General features: G+C 46.7%; 19 protein-coding genes. 9 read left to right on the plus strand and 10 right to left on the minus strand.

Features of this window, described 5'->3' with window-relative positions:
* Positions 1 to 13: 13 nt before the first annotated feature.
* From menH to OH458_RS01475, 3 genes are read right to left on the minus strand one after another with little or no spacing between them, the layout of a single operon-like run.
* Positions 14 to 811 carry a 2-succinyl-6-hydroxy-2,4-cyclohexadiene-1-carboxylate synthase gene (gene menH, locus OH458_RS01465; RefSeq protein WP_269977046.1) on the minus strand — a complete coding sequence of 266 codons (798 nt, stop codon included), beginning with the start codon at positions 809 to 811 and terminating at the stop codon, positions 14 to 16.
* Positions 801 to 2531 carry a 2-succinyl-5-enolpyruvyl-6-hydroxy-3-cyclohexene-1-carboxylic-acid synthase gene (gene menD, locus OH458_RS01470; protein ID WP_269977047.1) on the minus strand — a complete coding sequence of 577 codons (1731 nt, stop codon included), beginning with the start codon at positions 2529 to 2531 and terminating at the stop codon, positions 801 to 803. The genes menH and menD overlap by 11 nt, the downstream gene beginning before the upstream one ends.
* Entirely contained in the window at positions 2532 to 3839 is a 1308-nt protein-coding gene (locus tag OH458_RS01475; RefSeq protein WP_038134147.1) for an isochorismate synthase, read from the minus strand.
* 219 nt (positions 3840 to 4058) lie between these two features.
* Between OH458_RS01475 and OH458_RS01480 the strand changes: the two genes are divergently transcribed.
* From OH458_RS01480 to OH458_RS01490, 3 genes are all read left to right on the plus strand, one after another.
* Complete coding sequence (locus tag OH458_RS01480; protein ID WP_038192601.1) at positions 4059 to 5273, plus strand: pyridoxal phosphate-dependent aminotransferase; 1215 nt, start codon at positions 4059 to 4061, stop codon at positions 5271 to 5273.
* 77 nt (positions 5274 to 5350) lie between these two features.
* Positions 5351 to 5950: a 5'-deoxynucleotidase gene (gene yfbR, locus OH458_RS01485; protein ID WP_005472963.1), complete on the plus strand. Its 600-nt coding sequence runs from the start codon at positions 5351 to 5353 to the stop codon at positions 5948 to 5950.
* A 102-nt stretch (positions 5951 to 6052) separates the two neighbouring features.
* Positions 6053 to 7369 carry an anti-phage deoxyguanosine triphosphatase gene (locus tag OH458_RS01490; RefSeq protein WP_269977048.1) on the plus strand — a complete coding sequence of 439 codons (1317 nt, stop codon included), beginning with the start codon at positions 6053 to 6055 and terminating at the stop codon, positions 7367 to 7369.
* A gap of 2 nt (positions 7370 to 7371) precedes the next feature.
* Here the strand turns inward: OH458_RS01490 and OH458_RS01495 are convergent, their stop codons facing one another.
* Positions 7372 to 8742, minus strand: a complete 1371-nt coding sequence (locus tag OH458_RS01495; protein WP_269977049.1) for an HD-GYP domain-containing protein — start codon at positions 8740 to 8742, stop codon at positions 7372 to 7374.
* A gap of 158 nt (positions 8743 to 8900) precedes the next feature.
* Positions 8901 to 9509 (minus strand): tRNA-uridine aminocarboxypropyltransferase, encoded by a 609-nt coding sequence (locus OH458_RS01500; RefSeq protein ID WP_038192606.1) that lies wholly within the window; start codon positions 9507 to 9509, stop codon positions 8901 to 8903.
* A 3-nt stretch (positions 9510 to 9512) separates the two neighbouring features.
* Between OH458_RS01500 and rrtA the strand changes: the two genes are divergently transcribed.
* Both rrtA and OH458_RS01510 read left to right on the plus strand, forming a co-directional pair.
* On the plus strand, positions 9513 to 10079 hold the full coding sequence (rrtA, locus tag OH458_RS01505; protein WP_333482535.1) for a rhombosortase: 567 nt from the start codon (positions 9513 to 9515) through the stop codon (positions 10077 to 10079).
* A gap of 95 nt (positions 10080 to 10174) precedes the next feature.
* Positions 10175 to 11608 (plus strand): DEAD/DEAH box helicase, encoded by a 1434-nt coding sequence (locus tag OH458_RS01510; protein WP_269977050.1) that lies wholly within the window; start codon positions 10175 to 10177, stop codon positions 11606 to 11608.
* Between the two features lie 112 nt (positions 11609 to 11720).
* Here OH458_RS01510 and OH458_RS01515 read toward each other — a convergent pair whose 3' ends face one another.
* From OH458_RS01515 to sohB, 5 genes are all read right to left on the minus strand, one after another.
* Positions 11721 to 12167 (minus strand): PTS sugar transporter subunit IIA, encoded by a 447-nt coding sequence (locus OH458_RS01515; protein WP_269977051.1) that lies wholly within the window; start codon positions 12165 to 12167, stop codon positions 11721 to 11723.
* Complete coding sequence (locus OH458_RS01520; protein ID WP_038134135.1) at positions 12164 to 13420, minus strand: PTS ascorbate transporter subunit IIC; 1257 nt, start codon at positions 13418 to 13420, stop codon at positions 12164 to 12166. Before OH458_RS01520 ends, OH458_RS01515 begins: the two co-directional genes overlap by 4 nt.
* A gap of 11 nt (positions 13421 to 13431) precedes the next feature.
* A complete protein-coding gene (locus OH458_RS01525) occupies positions 13432 to 13701 on the minus strand; it encodes a PTS sugar transporter subunit IIB (RefSeq protein ID WP_038134134.1) in 270 nt (89 codons plus the stop codon).
* A gap of 277 nt (positions 13702 to 13978) precedes the next feature.
* The gene (locus tag OH458_RS01530) at positions 13979 to 14461 is read right to left on the minus strand and encodes a hypothetical protein (protein ID WP_269977052.1); all 483 of its coding nucleotides are present in this window, start codon (positions 14459 to 14461) and stop codon (positions 13979 to 13981) included.
* Positions 14462 to 14671: 210 nt separating this feature from the next.
* Positions 14672 to 15733 (minus strand): protease SohB, encoded by a 1062-nt coding sequence (sohB, locus tag OH458_RS01535; RefSeq protein ID WP_269977053.1) that lies wholly within the window; start codon positions 15731 to 15733, stop codon positions 14672 to 14674.
* Between the two features lie 90 nt (positions 15734 to 15823).
* On the opposite strand from sohB, the gene OH458_RS01540 reads away from it, so the two are divergent.
* The 4 genes from OH458_RS01540 (at position 15824) to OH458_RS01555 (ending at position 21878) form a co-directional block, all read left to right on the plus strand.
* On the plus strand, positions 15824 to 16567 hold the full coding sequence (locus OH458_RS01540; protein ID WP_005473051.1) for a YciK family oxidoreductase: 744 nt from the start codon (positions 15824 to 15826) through the stop codon (positions 16565 to 16567).
* Positions 16568 to 16717: 150 nt separating this feature from the next.
* On the plus strand, positions 16718 to 17395 hold the full coding sequence (gene imuA / locus OH458_RS01545) for a translesion DNA synthesis-associated protein ImuA (RefSeq protein WP_269977054.1): 678 nt from the start codon (positions 16718 to 16720) through the stop codon (positions 17393 to 17395).
* Between the two features lie 2 nt (positions 17396 to 17397).
* Positions 17398 to 18798: a Y-family DNA polymerase gene (locus tag OH458_RS01550; protein WP_269977055.1), complete on the plus strand. Its 1401-nt coding sequence runs from the start codon at positions 17398 to 17400 to the stop codon at positions 18796 to 18798.
* An 8-nt stretch (positions 18799 to 18806) separates the two neighbouring features.
* Positions 18807 to 21878, plus strand: a complete 3072-nt coding sequence (locus OH458_RS01555; protein WP_269977056.1) for an error-prone DNA polymerase — start codon at positions 18807 to 18809, stop codon at positions 21876 to 21878.
* The last annotated feature ends 40 nt before the right edge of the window (positions 21879 to 21918 follow it).

Below are 21918 nucleotides of genomic sequence, written 5' to 3' on the forward strand. Positions count from 1 at the left end.
TTCTCTAAATGACTCAATGCGACGAATTTTCGTACACATCGATTTGAGTTTTCACAATTGCTGCAAATGCTTGAGGCTGTTCAACATGAACATTGTGCCCAGCATCAACAACTTGGCTGAAAGACAGACCGCTTTGTTCGGCCAACTGACTAAACTTCTTGTCTTTCTCGCCACAAATATAGTGTGTTGTTGTACTCGACGACTTTAGCGCGTCGAGCAAATAATCTTGTTTAGCTAATGACGTCGCCATCAACATGTGCGCCACTTGCGGGCCTAGGTTGGCACTGCGTTTAGCAATCAGTTTTTGTCTTTGCTCATGATTTAGTGAACTAAACACGGGCTGCTGATACCAATCGCTTAACACCTGCTCAATAGGCTCTGATTCGAACCGCTTTGCCCAGCGCGAATCATGGTTAAAGCGAGCAAACTTGTCTGCCTCATGCTGCAAACCGAAATTGCCCCCTTCAACGATAAGCTGCTGAATATTCAGGTTCGCGAAGTGATTATGGACCACCCCATTCATCACAATACGGGCACCAAGGGAATATCCAATCAGTACTATAGGGCGATGTGGCGCAATTTGAGTGAGCAGCGTGTCAGATATTTGATCACAGCACTCTTTGAAATCGTGACAAGTTGAAAATGCGCTTAATCCATGACTGGGAAGATCAATCGAGAGTGCCGGATAGTCCATCAAATGAGCGAGAGTCTGCTGCCAATCTTCACCCGAACCGAGTAAACCATGCAGAAACACCAACACTGCCTGTTGGTGTTTCTCGGTAAATGAAGGATTTGCGTGACTATAAAGCATGGACTTGCTGGATAAATTCCTTAAGTTGAGAAGAGGCCTGTTCCGGCGGCGTTTGCACTTCCACCACTAAGGCGCCTTGACCTTGTTCTAAGTGTGTACCTACTACCTGCAGATAGTCTGGCAAGGTTTCTGGTTTGACATACTCTAACTGGAACTGCTTAGCGGCATACTCAAAATTATAGCCATGCGGCATTTGATAGAGCGCCTGTTTTTGCTGCTCTGGCACCGGTAATAAATCAAAAATCGCCCCACCGTCATTATTGGTCACGACCACAACGACAGGTGTCGCACTATGGGTAAGCAGCGCCAGCGAATTCACATCGTAAAGCAGCGATGTATCACCGATAAACACTACGGTTGGCTTGCCTGTGGCACGAATTACACCACTGGCCGTTGCAATTAAACCATCAATGCCCGAAGCGCCACGATTGGTATACACTTCACGCGCATCTAAGCGACTGAACATATCTACCAGACGGACAAAAAGGCTGTTGCCCACAAACAACTGCGACTGCTTAGGTAATTGATTTAACGTCAGTGCCAAGCCGATTTCAGACAGCGACATATCGGTACTTAAATGCACACCCGCTAACGATGAGATTTGTTGGGCATAACTTTTAGCACCATGCGCCCACCCTTGTTTGGTCGACGCAGTAGGCAATAACCTTTCATCGAAAGACTCTAGCCACTCTTCCACTTCGCATACATGATGCTGCTGCATCAAATGGGTTTGATTATTTCGATCAAGCCTAGGAGATACGAAATGGTAATCCGCTCCACGACTTTCCACCTGTTGAGTCAACCAATGATTGAGTCGCTTTGAAATGATACGAGAGCCGAACTGCAACACCAACCCACATTCATTGAGTGCGTGCGAGGCAGAACGGTTTTGCAGCCACAAGTCATAGTGAGACCAGTCTGACCCCACACCCGATTGAGGATCGCACAAAAGTGGCCAGCCAAGCTTGTCCGCGAGCTGAGCGACTTTTTGCGCTTCTTGCAAAGTCACACTGCCAAGAACAACGACGCCTTTTTTCCCAATGAAATGACCGACATCGATATGGGGCTTTGGTGAGGTAAGATGCTTGGCACTGAACACACGGCCACTTTGCCACCAGTCTCCAAGCTGATCCATGTAGTCTTGATAGAGCGTCACGGACTCATCGCTGTAAAGTGGCTCTGGAAATGGGCAGTTGATGTGAATGGCGCTGCCTTGGTTAGCCTGCTCTGCCATCACTTGATCTACGCTCGTCAACAGCCATTTTAGCGGCACTTGCAGCGAAGGGCTTGGCAGCTCAAGCGATGCCGACACATGGTTTGAAAAAATGCCCGATTGCTGAATCGCCTGGTTTGCACCGCAAGAAACCAACTCGATGGGTCTATCGGCAGTGAGTACAACGAGTTTCTCTCCCGTTAATTTTGCTTCCGCAATGGCGGGGAGTAAATTCGCCACTGCTGTACCCGACGTCACCACAATCGCGACCGGCTTTTGGCTTGCTTTGGCGAGACCTAAAGCTAAAAAACCCAATCCCCGCTCGTCAAAATGCGTATGGAGGAATAATTGCGAGTGTTGATCCGCTTCAAGCGTCAGTGGTGTTGAACGAGAACCAGGCGCGATACAAATATCGCTAACGCCAAAGCGGGTTAACTCTTCAAGCAAGGTTCTACACCAAATTCGATTGACCACAGCTTGATTACCACAAGGTAGTGCATGACTCATTTAAGACGCGACTCCCAATGGTGGGTTATCTGATATGAGTGAGAGTAACGTCGACATCTTCTTATCGAGCTCTTGCCATTCATACTCAGCAACTGAGCCCGGAACAATCCCTGCGCCAGCAAATAACTGAACTTGATCATTGAGGACTAAAGCGCTGCGGATTGCAACGCAAAACTCGGCGCGTTGGTGGCTAATAAATCCCATAGATCCGGCGTACCAGCCTCGCGCGAACGGCTCGTTCTCACGAATAAACGCCATCGACTCTTTTCTTGGTAACCCCGCCACGGCAGCAGTCGGTTGCAACGCACTGAGCAATTGAACCCCATTGACCCCTTTGTGGAGGTGAGCATGAATACTGCGCTTTAAATGCTGCACTTTACGCAGACGCACCAAACGAGCCTCTTGTTCAACTTCAACGCGTTCTGAATGAGGCGACAGACGCTCGATGATGTCATCCACCACATACTGGTTCTCATTGAGGTTTTTGCTGTCATTAGCCAACCAGTTTGCGAGCTCCATATCCTGACTGGCATTGAGGCCACGTCCTATCGTGCCAGCGAGTGCTTCGGTGTAAAGCTCTTGCCCTTGGCGCAAATAAAGACGCTCAGGTGTTGAGCCAATAAAGGAGTGCTTTCGGTCTAAAGAGAGCATGAAGTGGAAGCTGTGATGATTGTGCAAGTAGCTTGATTTTAGAAATTGCGAGGCGCACAGCGGTGCACTTAATGTAACGGCGGTTTTTCGCGCCAATACCACTTTTTTGAAATCGTTATTTTCTATACCAGTCAGCACTTTTTCGACCAACTGAGACCACTCTGCTTTCTCTGGCGTATGCTGGATATGCTCAATATGAGCAGAGACTGGAAGCAGCGGTGTTACTTCATGCTGCAACTTATACAAACTCGCCAAAGTGCGATGCTTATCCGCACTCAAATTGGCCGCCAAAGACCAAGTTTCGTCAAAGCGAATTAACTCAATTTGCGGTAAGAAGAAAAAAGAAGACATGCAGCGACGGTTTTTGTCCGTCTGGCCATCGAACGATCGCCCTCCCCATATGCGCTGATCATCAGCCAAAATCGCGTAAGCAGGTGCCGGCTCCACAAACGTATGCAGTTGCCCTAATGCGACCACTTCTTCGCGAGTATCACGAGATTGCCAGTAAAACTTGGGAAAAAGCGGTTGCGCTTCTAGCCAATCAATAAATGCAAAGTCAGGTTTTTCCTCAAGAACTTGAACCAGACGGGTAACACCGTCCTTTGCATCCTTTACGCGTTCAATCAGTTCAGTGACGGCTTGATGAAAATAGGACAAATCAGCCTCGTATGCATGGGGAATAATATTTATTTTAGGTGATTACTGTATTTATAGACCCTACTCAAATCAAGGTTGCAACTAATGTTTTGCAAAATCCTGTGATAACGGACGTGCTACAAGGGGTGAAATCTAGGCACTTAGCCAGATTTTTATTCTAAAAAAAATGTTTTTGATGTAGTTTAATAAAGAAATTCAATTATTTTTAGGTTTTAATCAATGCAAAATATCGGGATGTCGTCAAAACTCGACAATGTCTGCTATGACATTAGGGGTCCTGTACTAAAACATGCTAAGCGCATGGAGGAAGAGGGGCATAAAATACTGAAGCTAAACATTGGCAACCCCGCCCCATTTGGCTTTGACGCCCCTGACGAAATCCTGGTTGATGTGATTCGTAACCTGCCGACGTCTCAAGGTTATTGTGATTCGAAAGGCATCTACTCAGCGCGAAAAGCCGTGGTGCAACATTATCAACGCAAAGGCATCCGCTCTCTTGATGTTGAAGATGTTTATGTGGGTAACGGTGTATCAGAGCTTATCGTGATGGCCATGCAAGCTCTGCTCAATAACGGCGACGAAATGCTCGTCCCTGCGCCAGACTACCCTCTTTGGACGGCTTCTGTGGCACTGTCGGGCGGTAAAGCAGTTCACTACATGTGTGACGAAGAAGCAGACTGGTACCCAGACCTTGACGATATCAAAAGCAAGATAACGCCAAAGACGCGCGGTATCGTGCTTATCAACCCAAACAACCCAACGGGCGCGGTTTATAGCCGAGATTTCTTGCTAGAAGTGATCGAAATTGCACGCCAGCACAAACTGATCATTTTCGCTGACGAGATTTACGATAAAGTTCTATACGATGGCGCAACACACACCTCGGTAGCGACATTGACGGAAGATGTCCTTGTCGTCACCTTTAATGGCCTTTCGAAGGCGTACCGCGTTTGTGGTTTCCGTGGCGGTTGGATGTTCTTGACTGGACCAAAGCATCAAGCACAAGGCTATATTAATGGTTTGGATATGCTCTCTTCTATGCGCTTGTGTGCCAACGTCCCTATGCAGCACGCAATCCAAACCGCGTTGGGTGGTTATCAAAGCATCAATGAATTGATCCTACCTGGCGGCCGATTGCTCGAGCAACGTGACAAAGCGTGGGAGTTGGTCAATCAAATTCCGGGGGTCTCTTGTGTTAAACCCAAAGGCGCGATGTACCTATTCCCGAAAATCGACACTAAGATGTACAACATCAAAGACGACCAAAAAATGGTGCTCGACTTCCTGGTTCAAGAGAAAGTGCTCTTGGTTCAAGGTACTGGCTTCAACTGGCCTAAACCTGACCACTTCCGCATCGTCACCTTACCGCACGTAGAAGACTTAGAAATGGCTATTGGCAGATTCGAGCGCTTCTTGTCGACCTACAGTCAGTAGTAATCAGGTATTATTTTTCATATGCTTAAAGGGTACTCAATGAGTACCCTTTTGTTTTTGCGCCAAGGAGTCTTTACATGCCCAATACCAACCCAAAGGAAAGCCACTTTTTCGCCCACCTTGCCCGCATGAAACTCATTCAACGTTGGCCACTGATGCGCTCTGTCTCAACAGAAAACATCTCGGAGCACAGCCTGCAAGTCGCGTTTGTCGCTCACGCTTTAGCGCTCATCAAAAACAAAAAATTTGGCGGAAGTCTTAACCCTGAACGCATCGCCATTCTCGGTATGTATCACGACACCAGTGAAGTGTTGACGGGGGATTTACCCACACCGGTGAAGTACTACAACCCTGACATTGCCAAAGAGTACAAAAAAATCGAGGCCGCAGCAGAGAAGAAGCTTCTATCCATGTTGCCGGAGGAGTTCCAAGAGGACTTTGCGCCTTATCTTGTCTCTCAGCAAGCACACCCTGAAGATGCTGCCATTGTTAAGCAGGCTGATACCATTTGCGCCTACCTCAAATGTTTAGAGGAGTTAAGCGCTGGCAACCATGAATACGCGTTAGCGAAAAAACGCTTGGATATTACGCTTAAAGAGCGCCATACCCCCGAAATGGATTATTTCCTCAATACGTTTGCGCCCAGTTTTGAACTGTCACTCGACGAAATTAGCTGATCGAACGTATTTGACCGCTTAGCAGGCAAACCTTCTGTTTCAGGCCGCTTGAAGTCACAAACTTAAGCGTGTACGGTAAGAAAAAACTCAGGGAGACTGCCTATGACGTTTAAAATCAGCGATTTATGGCATGAACGTCATGACGACGAGCACAAAATTCGTCGTGATGATCACCGTAGCCCATTCCAACGAGATCGTGCCCGCATCTTGCACTCGGCAGCATTTCGTCGCTTGCAGGCAAAAACGCAAGTCCACGGTAATAGCTTTGATGACTTCCATCGCACGCGCTTAACTCACTCGCTTGAGGCCGCTCAACTCGGCACTGGCATTGTCGCGCAACTGAAAAAGAAACAACCTGAGTTTCGTGATTTACTGCCCAGTGATAGCTTGATTGATTCGCTTTGCCTCGCACACGATATCGGCCACCCGCCTTATGGTCATGGCGGAGAAGTTGCACTCAATTATATGATGCGTGATCACGGCGGCTTCGAAGGCAATGCGCAAACATTTCGCATTGTCACCAAGCTCGAACCCTACACCGAACATTTCGGGATGAACCTCTCTCGCCGAACCTTACTTGGATTGATTAAATACCCTGCCATGATCAGTCAAACCCGAGCCGCGATTCTGCCGCAGAGTGTTTCTCATCAACGTCAATTAAGAGCCAGAGACTGGACACCAGCAAAAGGCTTATACGACTGTGATCAAGATCTCTTCGATTGGCTTCTCTCCCCGTTGAGTGGCAAGGATAAAGCGCTGTTCAGTGCCATGCGCGACGAAACATTAACAGAAACGCAGCACAAAAAAACGCGCTATAAATCGATCGATTGTTCCATTATGGAATTGTCCGATGATATTGCTTACGGCGTTCACGATCTCGAAGACGCAATCGTATTGGGCATGGTCAATCGCCATCAATGGATTGAAGGAGCAGCCAGTCAATTGGCAGACTGTGGTGATCCTTGGTTTGAAAAGCACATCATGTCCATCACAGATATGCTGTTTGCAGGTACTCACTTTCAGCGTAAAGACGCGATAGGCGGAATGGTGAACGCTTTACTAACCAGCATATCGGTCAAGCCAGTGGATGCGCCGTTTGAGTGTGAATTACTGTCATTCAACGCCTTTCTTGAACCGACCATGGCAACGGCGCTCGACATTTTAAAGCACTTTGTCAGCGACTACGTGATTCAGGTTCCACACGTTCAAGTTGTCGAATACAAGGGGCAGCAGATCATCATGGATATCTTTGAAGCGCTCAGCGCCGATCCTGAGCGCCTGCTACCTACTCAAGTTCGTCATCAATGGGCGCAAAAGTCGACCGAAACCGAAGGCTACCGCGTCATCGCGGATTACATCTCTTCGATGACAGACGGACACGCTCAGCGTTTACATCAGCAGCTCTTTTCTTCTCACTAACGTTACGGCTGCTCAGCAAAGTAGTGACTGGGCAGCTTTTTAATCGCCTTTTTGAGCGCATTAAAACAACGCTCATCAATCGCCGTATGTAAGTTTTCTTCCATTATCTCGAGTGTTTTAGGCACTGGAATAGCACCACGATAAGGTCTTTCCGCGGTAATAGCATCGAAAATATCTGCTGTAGTAATAATTCGAGTTGCTAGAGGGATCTCGTCAGCGGTTAACTGCTTCGGATACCCTGTACCATCAAGTTTTTCATGGTGGGCGCCGGCTATCCAAGCCATCTCTTTGAACGGTTTTAAATGACTAAGAATCGACTCGGTTAAAGCAGCATGAGACTTCACCGCTTCCCATTCATCATCATCCAACTTACCTGGCTTGTCTAAAATGGTGTTACTGACCCCTAGTTTACCTAAGTCATGGAGTAGCGCAGCGCGCTTTAACCATTGTCTTTCGTCGCTCTCGATGCCAAGCTCCTCAGCGATAAGCTCGGTATACACGGCAACGCGTTCACTATGCCCTGACGTATAGGGACTCTTTGAATCGACAATTTTGCCAAATGCACTCACGATGCAGTTTAAGTACTCTTCATCGACCATAACTTGAGCTTTGGCAGGAGCTAGCGTCATCACACGTTCGGACACATCAAAGGCATTGAGTCCTTCAATAAATTCAGTCTGTTGGGCGATTGTACAAAAGATGTCGACCAATGCAGGATCAAACCAGCTGCCACTTCGCGCTTTTACTTCCGCAATAGCCGTCATGAGGTCATGTTCAAACTGGAAGACATCCACCACTTGTGCCAATAAAGCAATGCGAGAAAATAGCGGTATCTCTTGGTGTTTGAGTTGTTCTGGCCTGCCTGTCCCATCCCAGTGCTCATCCAAGCTATGTACACCATCAGCAACCGCGTCACGAAACCTGAGTTCACGAGCGACTTCTGCCCCTCTGGTACAGCGCGTTTCAATCAACTCTTGAGCGTAATCGGCGCCATTTTTCAGGATATCGATGGTGGTTGAAATACGAGTTACCCAACTTTGCCCAATACCTGTGTTTTTCACCACAAAATTAATCGCACTGGATAAACTGGTCCCGACCGTTTTGTAGTTGCGTTTGAAAGCGCGGTCGTCGGTCATGTAGAGCTCACAAATTCGCGCGGCATTGCTACTACAACCTGCATCTTTGAGTAACAGCGTAAAGAACAAATCATACATTTGCTGGTCGGTAAGCTGCATTCGTTCACCAATATGCATTCCAATCCAGCAACAGCGAATACAGTGCTCCGGCGGTTGTCCTTCCGTCATGTCAAGCGCTGTGGTCAACGAGAGCATTAACTCAGACAACGGGATCATTTGGTTGAGGTGAGTCTGCATTCAGCTTCCTTGATGAGCAGGGCAATTATTCTTTCGCCCATTTTGATGAGTTACGTACACTCTATGCTAGTCAATTAGTACCACATCAACAAGTTAGCCACTCTCTCCTAGATAAGAATATGTATTTCAAGCCAGTGGTGCCATCAAATAAATGAAGGCTAAGAGAGGTAGTTTTTTTCAAACACGCCGGGAGGCATCTGCTTGATCTGAAACTCTATCATTTGATTAAAAGCGCTAATCAGTGGCGAGAAGTCTGCCTCCGGCTCAAGTAATTGCAGAATATGATAGCCCGCTTCAACCGTTGATAGGCTATTATCGCTCGGCGCTTTACGGATTCGGTAGTTGCCTTGCAAATTCTCGGGTAGCCGAATTAGAGGAAGTGTCTGTAAGTTGCTCGATAACTGCCACATCTTATAGGCTTTTTTCCATGTCCCATCGAGTAATATAATGCGCACTTTTTGCTCTTGCGCCACTTTGCTTGCCACTTGCTGATGACTGTGCGCCCCTTCACCGGGATAGAGGACAAAATGGTGTACCCCTTCTTCTGCAAGTAATTGATTGAGCTCCGAGTGCTCGGAAAAGTTTTCATCAACGAAGCAATAGCTATTGGCAAGAGACAAACTTAATATCCGCGCGGTACCCATAGGCCTGTTCGTTTCACTTGGATGCTGTAGAATGACCAACTCTACCTTCGAGGGTAGGCTTTGTATCCACTCGCAAATACACGCTTTGAGTGATTTTCCACATTGAGAACAGTATCGAGACATAGAGTGCGTTTTTATTTTCCGTTAATGGCTGTCAGTTTAGTTTGTTTAGGGCTGCAGTTTGAACCTCTTTCTTCACTCACTGAGTGGCATCGCCAATGGATTTCTGAGGGTCAATGGTGGCGAATCCTATCAGGAAACTTCACCCATACCAACTTTGCACACCTAGTCATGAATTTAGCAGGCCTTTGGGTCATCCACTTTATTTTTAAGCCTGAGCACCGCAGCTTTATTTTTGCTCTATTCTTCATAAGCCTAGCAGTTGGTTTGCTCAATTTATTTAGCGATATGACCAGCTATGTCGGCCTCTCAGGCGTGCTGCACGGTTTATTCGCCTATTTTGCTTTGCAAGAAGCACTCAATGGTCGAAAAAGCAGTTGGCTAATGGTAATCGGTGTTCTTGCCAAGGTGACGTGGGAGATGACGATGGGCGCGTCCCAGTCCACGTCTGAACTGATTCAAGCACGCGTCGCCGTGGAAGCCCATATGTATGGTGCACTTAGTGGATTGATACTCGGCTTTTTCGCAACCAAACCGCCTTTGCTTGGCCACTTATCAAACAATGAACGATAATTTGTGTTGATGTTATTACCTAAAGGGCTCAGAATGGCGCCCTTTTTCTCGCCCGCTAATTCGAGCCGCGAGTCACTTCATACAGAGAACAATATATGGGTTTTACCTCTTTAGGCCTTTCTGCCCCAATCCTTAAAGCCATTGAAGATCAGGGATACGACAAACCTTCCCCAATTCAAGAGCAAGCCATTCCTGCCGTATTACAAGGCAAAGACGTAATGGCGGCAGCGCAGACAGGTACAGGTAAAACTGCTGGCTTCACTCTGCCAATCTTAGAGCGTCTAGACAATGGCACTCGCGTCAAGGGCAACCACGTTCGTGCTCTAATCCTAACACCTACACGTGAACTGGCCGCGCAAGTACAAGAAAACGTATTTAAGTACAGCCGCTACCAGCGCTTGACCTCTAACGTGGTTTTTGGCGGTGTGAAGATCAACCCGCAGATGATGAAACTTCGCAAAGGTACGGATGTGCTGGTTGCAACGCCAGGTCGCCTACTCGACCTTTACCAACAAAAAGCGATTAAGTTTGATCAACTCGAAGTGCTTGTGCTTGATGAAGCCGATCGCATGCTAGACATGGGTTTCATTCGTGACATTCGTAAGATTCTGGCTTTGCTGCCTGCTAAGCGTCAAAACCTGCTTTTTTCGGCAACCTTCTCTGCGGAGATTCGCGAGCTCGCCAAAGGCTTGGTTAATGACCCAATCGAAGTTTCAGTAAGCAAAGAGAACTCCACTGCGGTTACCATTGAACAAAGCATCTACCCAGCAGACAAACGCAAAAAAGCGCCAATGTTGGTGAAGATGATCAAAGACGGTGATTGGAAGCAAACCCTAGTGTTCTGCCGAACCAAGCATGGCGCTAACCGCTTAGCCTTTTTCCTCAACAAAGAAGGCATTACCGCGGCGCCAATTCACGGTAACAAGAGCCAAGGCGCTCGTACTCGCGCTCTAGCAGATTTTAAATCGGGTGAAGTTAAAGTTCTGGTTGCAACAGATATTGCCGCACGTGGTATCGACATCCCTCAGCTGCCGCAAGTAGTTAACTTTGAGCTGCCAAACGTATCGGAAGACTACGTGCACCGCATCGGTCGTACTGGTCGAGCGGGCGAAGTGGGTAAAGCGTACTCCTTAGTAGAAGCCGCAGAAGCCAGCGAGCTGTTTGGCATCGAGCGTTTAATTCAGCAAGTTCTTCCTCGCCTTGAGTTAGAGGGCTTCAAACCGACAAACGAACTGCCTGAATCAAAATTGGATACGCGACCAATTAAAGCGAAGAAGCCTAAAAAACCGAAAAAGCCAAAAGTTGATCATCAGGACGGTCAACGCTCAGGTGACAATGCTCGTGGTAATAAACCAGCAAGCAAAAACAAGCGTCACTTTGGTCACAACAAGCCAAACGGAGAAAGCCGTGGTAACAGTGGTCAATCAAAACGTAAACCATCAAACACCAAGCCAAAGAGCAACAACGCTGGCAATAGCGGAAACGGTCAGCAACGCCGTAAACCAAACGGCCAAGCGAAAGCTCAATAAGATTTAAATCAAAACGCTCCTAACTCAGGCGCGTTTTTTATTCGTCTCATAATGAAAAAGCCCTCGTGACTAGCGAGGGCTTGATACTTTTCAGTAAGGGGGAACTATTTCGTTAGTACTTATTTAGAATCTCAGCAATAGCCGATTCGTTTTCTGCACTAATGATCGCGTCAATGTCATCATCGTTTTGAAACAGCTCAGACAATGCAACAATCGTTTGAATATGACTGTCTGAATCTAGCGCTGCCAAAGTGACGGAGAAAAACACATCACCGTTATCTTCTGACCCTAAATCCACACCATTCTTAAACACTGTGATTTGCAGAGCGGCTTCATTGACACCATCTTCTGGGCGAGCATGAGGCATTGCGATTTTCGGCGCCAGTACATAGTATGCACCGATTTCTTTGTGTTTCTGTTTAATCGCCTCTAAGTAAGTAGCATCTACCTTGTCCTGCTCAAGCAACTTAGAACAAGTGATATCAAGTGCGTTGTCTACCGTTAAGTTTTGCTCGTTTGAGATAACAATGTTATCGCCAATCAGATTCATAATGCTCATGATACTAACCACCCTAGAATCAGACCAACCACACCGAAGTCAAAGTCAGCGAATGTTGTTGCTTCAAGACCTAGGCCACCAAGAACCGGAAGAAGAAGCATTGGTAGGAACGAGATACACAGACCTTGTGTGAACGAACCTAGAATTGCACCACGTAGACCGCCGGTTGCGTTACCGTAAACACCTGCCGCGCCGCCCACGAAGAAGTGAGGCACAACACCCGCAACGATAATCGTCCAGTCAAACATGCCTTGGATACCCATCGCTACTAGACCCGCGGCAAACGATGATAGGAAACCAATAAGTACCGCATTGGGTGCAACTGGGAATACCATTGGACAGTCTAGTGCTGGTTTTGCACCTGGTACGAGCTTGTCAGAGATGCCTTTAAACGCTGGAACAATTTCTGCAATTAGCATCTTCACACCTTGCAGTACGATGTAGACACCACCTGCGAATGTTAAAGATTGCATAAAGGTGAACACTACCCAGTTTTGGCCACCGGATACGGTTTCAACAAACTCACCACCAGCGATGATAGAAGCAAACATGAAGAAGATTGCCATGGTTGTCGCGACCGCTACTGGTGTATCACGTAGGAACATTAAGCTCTTAGGTACATTAATGTCTTCCGTTGTTTTCGACGTATCACCAAACTTGCTACCAATGTAACCAGATACCAGGTAAGAAAACGTAGAGAAGTGACCCATCGCAAGCTGGTCAGTGCCCATGACTTTCTCAGTGTATTTCTGAGCAAGTGCTGGCATGATCACCATCAGCGAACCAACAATCACAGAGCCCATAGCAACTAATACAGTGCCTTTAATACCCGCTGTAGATAGGATTACAGCAACAAGCATAGACATGAACATAGTGTGGTGGCCCGTTAAGAAAATATATTTTAACGGAGTAAAACGAGCCAATAGAATATTTACTACGAAAGCAAAGAACATAATTAATGCCATTTCGTAGCCAAATGCTTCTTGAGCTAATGCTACGATTGCTTCGTTATTTGGAATAACACCACTTACACCAAATGCTTCGGTAAATACCGTTGAAAAATGATTTAGCGCACCAACAAGTGCACCCGCACCAAAACCTAAAATTAGGAAACCCATTACGGTTTTAATAGTGCCTTTTAAAACAGTTGATATATCTGACTTCTGTGCAATCAATCCAACAAAAGCAATTAAACCAACCATGATTGCTGGCTCTTTTAATAAGCCCAGCATGAATTCAAAGAAATTAGCCATAGTTTACTTCCTTACATGAAAGTTTTTAATTGTTCTTCAATAGACGCTTTATCAAAAATATTTGCTAGGCTAACAATATTTGTTTTACCCGCTTCAGCTAATTGGTTTGCGACATCAGTTGCAGCAACCCAAATATCAGCACTACTTGATGCTGCTGAAGAGAGATCTTCATGATCAACCTCTGCATCTAAACCAATTTTTCCAGCAACTTCTTTAACGGCCATCTCCATCATCAATGAAGTACCAAGGCCATTACCGCATACAACCATAATCTTTTTCATAATATTCTTCTCGTAGGGTTTTAATCAGAAAGCTGTGTGCTTTCGTTTATTTGTTGAGATGAATAATATCCAAATTGCCCTAAAACAGAATAGATCACCATCACAAAACCAAAATGCCCCCGTGACCAAGATCACGCAAAATGAAGTTTCAAACACACAATTTGTCACTAACACCGCGAAAGGAGCTGTAAACAAAAAGCATGTTTGAAATAAAAGATATCGAGAGAAAACTAAAGTGTGATCTGGCGTTATGAACGGTGTTAAATAATAGCTATGATTATTTTCCGTAATCGGTAAGCATTTTCTTCAAAAGACTATTAACATCTTTGGTCTTTTTATTTCTTTTCGTTAGAGCACTTAAAGAAGTTGGCATTTCAGGCTTGGAGCATTCCGTGTCTTCCTCTACTCTATCTCGTAATTTTTGCACGGCAGGAAGTAACATACGAATTTCTTCGCCATATTCATTTTCAAGAACAACAATGTTCTCAGACTCAACTTGAATAATAGTTAAAATGCCGTGCTTAACTGACTCGACTCTTTCACCGACCATCGACGACTGAGGTGGAACAGAGCGATCAGAAACTTGTCCACTGCGCAGTTTTGCAGCAGTAATAGAACGAATATTTCCGGTATTTTCAAACGCCACAATAACGGTATGCGTATTGTAGTATTCAATTACCGTAACATAGCCATGTTTTTTTGTTTCAAATCGAGCGCCTATTTGCATATCGTGTGGCGCTTCTTGTTTTTTAATTAACATCCAGTGTACCTAGGACTTCTGTAAAAATCCGACATAAAGTAAGTATATACCCTGCGTACCATATTATAAATGGTTACCCTACGGCTTGTGGGAGTTTCTATTTCACCTATTCGCGGGAATCTAGTGGCCAACATTGACTACACGTTATCCCCTGATACAAAAAAGCGCCATCATTCGATAGGCGCTTTGATTCTACAAGTGTGACTTTATTTAGACGATTGGGCGCTGGCCACGGTCAATCAACTTCATCAGTACGCTGTCTGCAGCCTCACCTGCCATGCCAGCAAGTTTAGACGTTAGCTTCTTCTTCTCAACGTAGTGAATCGCCAGTACGGTTTTATCTTTGCATGCTTCCACAACAAGGTCATCAGAGGTCTTAATCTCATCAACTAAACCAAGCTCGTGGGCTTGAGTACCGAACCAATGTTCCCCTGTCGCAACTTTGTCTAACTCGAGTTCAGGGCGACGTTCACGAATAAAGTCTTTGAACAGGCCGTGGGTCTCTTCTAACTCTTGCTTGAATTTCTCACGCGCTTTATCGGTGTTTTCGCCAAACATAGTCAAAGTACGTTTGTATTCGCCTGCTGTTAGCTGCTCATACTCAATGTCGTATTTTTTCAGCACTTTATTGAAATTTGGCAATTGGGCAATCACACCAATTGAACCCACAATTGCAAACGGTGCAGAGACAATTTTATCGGCGATACACGCCATCATATAACCGCCACTGGCCGCGACTTTATCCACGGCAATTGTGAGCGGCAAATTCGCGGCTTTAATTCGATCGAGCTGTGATGACGCCAGCCCATAGCCGTGAACCATACCACCACCAGATTCTAGTCTCAGTAGTACCTCATCGCCTTCACGTGCCACCGCTAAAATCGCAGTCACCTCTTCACGTAGAGAAGCGACTTCTTTGGCATCAATGCTGCCTTTGAAATCCAAAACAAATAAGTGAGGCTCACGTTTGCTGTCCAGATCGCCCTCTTTCGAGGCTTTCTTGATCTCTTTCTCTCGCGATTTGTTTTTCTCTTTTTCTTGCTTCTTCTCTGATTTGTCACGCGCTTTAATGAAAGCGGCATCGTGCAGATGATGCTCTAACTGCTCAACCGTGTTTTTATGCTGCTCAGTGAGGTTGGTAATTTCCAGTTCACCCTTCGCGCCGCCGCTTTTACCACCTACCGCTTTGGCAAAAACTAAAATCGCTACAATCGCGACCACAACAGTCACAATCTTGGCCAAAAACAGGCCATAGTCCAATAAAAATTCCAATGCGATTATCCTCTAATAGTGCGAATTAGTGTATTGTAACCACCATCTTACGGAATCATAAAGTAAATCATTACAATAAGGATACAGATCGTGGATTATGCTGTTTCTTCAGATGCCCTGAAAGGCAAAGTCATCTTGGTTACTGGCGCGGGCGCGGGTATCGGTAAGCAAGCGGCACTCTCTTATGCAGAGCGTGGTGCTACGGTGATCTTGCTTGGTCGTACAGTGAAAAAGCTGGAGCAGACCTACGACGAAATTGAAGCGGCAGGTTACCCTCAGCCAGCCATTATTCCACTGGATATGAAAGGTGCGACAAAGCAAAACTATCTTGATATGGCGGATACCATTGAAGGTCAATTTGGTCGCTTAGATGGCGTTTTACACAATGCCAGCCTATTGGGAGTCATCAGCCCATTTGATCAAATCGGTGAAGATACTTACGACGATATTATGCAGGTCAATGTGAAAGCACAATTCTTGATGACTCAAGCGATTTTGCCGCTACTGCACAAATCAGACGACGCGCGTATTGTGTTCACCTCTTCAACGGTAGGTCACAGCGGTCGAGCTTTTTGGGGCACATACGCGATGTCTAAGTTTGCTACTGAAGGCATGATGCAGGTATTGGCTGATGAGTTAAGTGATACACACATTCGCGTGAATGCAATTAACCCTGGTGCCACTCGCACCGCAATGCGCGCCAAAGCTTATCCAGCAGAAGATACTGATTTGCTCAAAACACCACTGGATATTATGCCGCTTTACCTCTACTTGATGAGCCCTGAAAGTAAAGACGTGAATGGTCAGTGTATCGACGCACAACCAAAAAAATAACTCGAACGGCTGATTTATTTTCCAAATAATAATCAACGCCTTGTGTTCTCAACTAGGAAACACAAGGCGTTTTTTTATCCGCTCGACTCGTCTCGCTATTGCCGATAGTTCACAAACAATTATACTGTATATATATACAGGTATTTTGTTATGTATGAACTGATCGAACATCTCAAGCAGAAACAGTGGCTTTGGCAGGGTAACCAGACTCCCGAGTCTCAAGACTATTACGCAACGGGGTACTCGTTACTCGACCAAAAGCTAGAAGGTGGATTCCCTAAACATGGCGTTATTGAATTGCAATCGCCGCAGGGAATTGGTGAACTACGTTTGCTGATTCCACACCTACAACAGACTAGCCAAGAGCGCTTAGCGGTATTCATTCAACCGCCGGGTTACCTATGCGCGCAGCACCTTGCTTCACAAGGCATCGATTGTAATAAAGCCCTGCTTATTTATCCCAAAAGCCAAAAAGAAGCGTTGTGGGCCGCAGAGCAATGCTTAAGAAGCGGTGCATGCAGTAATGTTTTGCTCTGGGCGACAGAAATCGAAGTTCACCAAGCTCGGCGGTTGCAAGTCGCGAGCGAAACGGGCAACAGCCTCTCTTTTCTCTTTAAGTCGGCGCAAAAAAATCGCTTCTCGCTCCCTGTTAGCTTAAGTATGGCATTACAGCCCCATGCCCTTGGTCTTGAAGTGGCGATAACCAAACGTAAAGGAGGGTGGCCACACGGCAGCTTTGTACTGGATATGCGCCATTACTGGCCATCTTTGACAGTGCAGCCCAACAAGCCGGTTATCTTACCCTTTCCATTACGCAGGCAGGGGTAACGATGCAGCTTTGGATCTATCTTCATTTTCCTACCTTGCAGCTTGACGCACTTTACGCCGAGCAATCGGAACAGCCTTTGATCATCGTCGAAGGTAAACGTTTTCAAGTTGTACAACGTAATGCGCTGGCTAGAGAGCAAGGTATTAATCTTGGCATGGGGCTTGGCAGCGCCAGTGCATTATGCCAACAACTGCAAGTACATCCTTATGATGAAAGTGTTGAGCATAAGACATTGCTCGATATTGCCCAGTGGCTTTATATGGTCACCTCAGATATTGCTCTTTTCCCGCCTCAAGGCATTTTGCTCAAGGCCACCGACATGCTTTCTCTTTATGGCGGGCTTACGGCTTATTGGCAACACGTTTTTCGTCACCTTAGTACGCTTAAACTGACATTTCATTTCGCAACTGGATTTTCGCCTTTCTCAGCGATGTTATTGGCTAAATCAGGAGGCCAATTCATCTGCCATGATAAGGATGAGATCGTTAAGCGCCTCCAACGCTACCCTCTGATTGCCACTGAGCTCGACCCAAAACAAGTGGAGACCTTGTCCCGCGTCGGTGTCACTCATTTGCATCAATTACTTGAACTCCCCATGCAAGACATCGCTCGTCGATTCGATATTGATTTGGTGAACTACGTAGGGCGATTGATGGGGCAATTCAAACACCCGATGGATTTCTACCATCCACCAGAGCAGTTCCAAAGTTATCTCGAACTTCTGTTTGATATTGAGCACATTCAATGGCTGGAAAAACCACTCGGCAAGCTACTCAACAAACTAGAGATCTTTCTTACTCTACGTAATCAAGTTGGCTATGAACTCGCATTAACTCTCCACCAGCGCGATCATCAAGACAGCTCGGTGACCTTTACATCCGCCTCTGGTGACTACTTGGCTCATCGTTGGATGACGCTATGCCAACTCACTCTTGAGTCCATCAAGCTAGAGGCGCCGGTGCAAGGGCTCACTCTCAGCCTGATTCGCGGGGGGGAGCTCGAGTCGAGCAGTAAAGACATTTTCGCCGGTCGCCAAGGGCAGCAAAGCGAACTTGAGCTGATTGGCTTGTTGCAAGCAAAACTCGGTCATGAGCGGGTTCGTAAAGTCGCGATGAGTGATGACCCAAGGCCAGAAAAAGCCACCCTGCTCTGCTCACCGGAACTCCCCATTCCGCTAAAGCCCAACATCCAACGTCTTCGCCCTTCTTTGATGATGCCAGAGCCTGAGCCTTTAGCTGAAAAAGTCAGCATAATTCATGGCCCTGAACGCTTTGTGACAGGCTGGTGGGACGGCGATGAAATGACACGAGATTACTTTATCGCACGCAGTGATGCAGGACGTTGGCTGTGGGTATTTCGTAACCAACAGATGCAATGGTTTCTGCACGGTGTATTTAGTTAGAGGTGGCCATGAAGTACGCAGAACTGTTCTGCCAGACTAATTTTTCTTTTCTGACTGGCGCATCCCACGCTGAAGAGCTGATTTTACAAGCCGATTTTTTACGCTATCACTCATTGGCGATCACCGATGAGTGCTCGGTAGCCGGTGTTGTGCGAGCATACAAAGCGATAAAAACACACCAGCTTAACACTCGGCTCATTATTGGCAGCATGTTTTGGCTCAATCAAGAGTGCCAAGTGGTGCTCCTTTGTCCAACCCATGATGCCTACGCAGAGCTGTGTCGCATCATTACCAATGCTAGAAGGCGCTCTGAAAAAGGCCAGTATCAACTTTCAGAGTGGGACTTGATGACAGTGAAACACTGTTTAGTCATTTGGTTACCCTCACATCAAGACATGGATTTCAAATGGGGGCAATGGCTAACACAGCATCACCAACATCGATTATGGATAGGCATACAACGCCATTTAAGCTCGGACGAGAAGCAATACTTACAGCACTGTGAGCGACTCGCCCAAGAATTGGCTTTGCCGATTACTGCCTGCGGTGGCGTCTTAATGCACACTGCGACACGCTTGCCGCTGCAACACGTTCTCACGGCAATTCAGTTAGGAAAAAGTGTCGATAATATTGGCAGCCACTTACTGACCAATACGGAGCGCACTCTACGCAGCAAAGAAAAACTCAGCAAACTGTTCAAACCGGAGTGGCTTGAAGAGAGTGTTCATATTGCCAAACGATGTAAATTTTCGATGGGCGAGCTCCAATATCAGTACCCAAGTGAACTGGTCCCTAACGGCGAATCTCCCAACACCTACTTACGTAAACTCGTGGAGCATGGCAAAAAATTACGCTTTCCTGAAGGCGTACCTGCGCATGTCGAAGAGACAATAGACAAAGAGCTCGATCTGATTGAAGAGCTCAACTACCCATTTTATTTTTTAACCATTCATGACATCGTCATGTTTGCCAAACGTAACCGCATTCTCTACCAAGGGCGAGGTTCAGCAGCAAACTCGGTGGTCTGTTACTGTTTGGAAATCACCTCTGTCGACCCGCGCCAAATCTCGGTCCTGTTTGAGCGCTTCATTAGTAAAGAGCGCAATGAGCCCCCCGACATTGATGTCGACTTTGAGCACGAACGTCGCGAAGAAGTGATTCAATACATCTACCAAAAGTATGGCCGTGAGCGCGCTGCACTCGCCGCTACCGTCATTACCTATCGCTTTAAAAGTGCGGTGCGTGATGTGGGGAAGGCACTAGGCATTGAAGAGAGCCAACTCGACTACTTCAATAAAAACGTCAATCGTCGTGATCGCTCTCTAGGCTGGCAAGCACAGATTGTTGAGCTAGGATTGCAACCAAGCTCACTTAAGGGTGAGCAGTTTATCGCCTTGGTTAATGAAATCATGGGGTTTCCTCGGCATCTCTCTCAGCACGTTGGCGGCTTTGTGATTGCGGCAGGGCCTCTTCATCAATTGGTGCCTGTCGAGAATGCTTCTATGCCAGATAGAACCGTCATTCAATGGGACAAGGATGACCTCGAGAGCTTAAAACTGCTCAAAGTCGATGTCCTATCGCTCGGAATGCTCAGTGCCATCCGCAAGTGCTTTGATTGGGTCAAAAAGCTGCACAACCAAGAGCTCAGCATCGCAGAGATCACGCGAAGACAAGACGACACCAACGTCTACCGAATGATCCAGAAAGCGGATACCGTAGGTGTCTTTCAAATTGAATCGCGTGCTCAAATGAGCATGTTGCCGCGCCTTAAACCCGCCTGCTACTACGATTTGGTCATTCAAATCGCTATCGTTCGCCCTGGCCCAATACAAGGCGATATGGTCCACCCATTTCTCAAGCGCCGTGATGGGGTCGAACCGATAACCTACCCCTCCAAAGAGGTGGAAGAAGTGCTGTCACGTACGATGGGAGTCCCCATTTTCCAAGAGCAAGTGATCAAGCTAGCCATGGTGGCCGCCGGATTCAGTGGCGGTGAAGCCGACTCCTTACGCCGCGCGATGGCCGCTTGGAAGAAAAATGGGGACTTAATCAAATTCAAAACCAAACTGATTGAAGGCATGCTCAGTCGCGGCTATGAGCTGGAGTTTGCCGAACGTATTTTTGACCAAATTTTAGGCTTCGGTGAATACGGTTTTCCTGAAAGCCACTCCGCCTCTTTTGCGGTGCTTGCCTATTGCTCGGCTTGGTTAAAACACTACTATCCTGAAGCATTTTACACCTCCATACTCAATAGCTTACCTATGGGGTTTTACAGTGCTTCACAGCTTGTTCAAGATGCAAAACGTCATAATGTCATGATATTACCAGTCTGCGTTAACCAATCGCTGTACGACCATCAAGTCGTAAAATGTGGTGATAAATTTGCGATTCGACTGGGCTTACGACAAATCAAAGGATTCAGCATTGAGAGTAGCCACCAGTTGATCAAGGCTCGCGGGAAACAAGGATTCAACCACCCGAATCAACTCAAACATATTGGTTTAAATCGACGTGATATCGAGTTGCTCGCGTCAGCCAACGCAATGCAATCCATCGCCAATAATCGCTACCAGACCCGTTGGTCCATGATGGATTCACTCTCTGATTTGCCACTGTTTAAAGACATTCAAGAGACAGATTCAATGCCAGTCTCGGCTCCCTCTGAGGTGCAGACCCTGATCGAAGACTATGCCGCAACGGGACTTTCTCTCCAGCAGCACCCTATTCGTTTACTCGACAAGGCGGGAATGTTGGGACGATTTACCCGTATGAGTGAACTCATGACGCGTCCACACCAATCGTTAGTAACCGTTGTTGGTGTGGTCACAGGAAAACAAGCCCCTGGAACGGCGGCAGGTGTTACGTTTTTTACTCTTGAAGATGATACGGGCAACATCAATGTGGTGGTCTGGCAAGCCACCGCAAGAGCGCAAAAGCAAGCCTATCTCACCGCCAAAATACTCATGGTGAAAGGGATTTTAGAACGAGAAGGGGAAGTGACCCATGTAATCGCAGGGCGACTCACTGATATGACTGATAAGCTCGAAGGGCTACAAAGTCGGTCACGGGATTTTCATTAAAAGACAAAAAAAGGGTCCCTAAGACCCTTTTCGTTTTTAA

The sequence above is a fragment of the Vibrio sp. MarTm2 genome (assembly GCF_027587055.1).
Taxonomy (GTDB): Bacteria; Pseudomonadota; Gammaproteobacteria; order Enterobacterales; family Vibrionaceae; genus Vibrio; species Vibrio sinaloensis_D.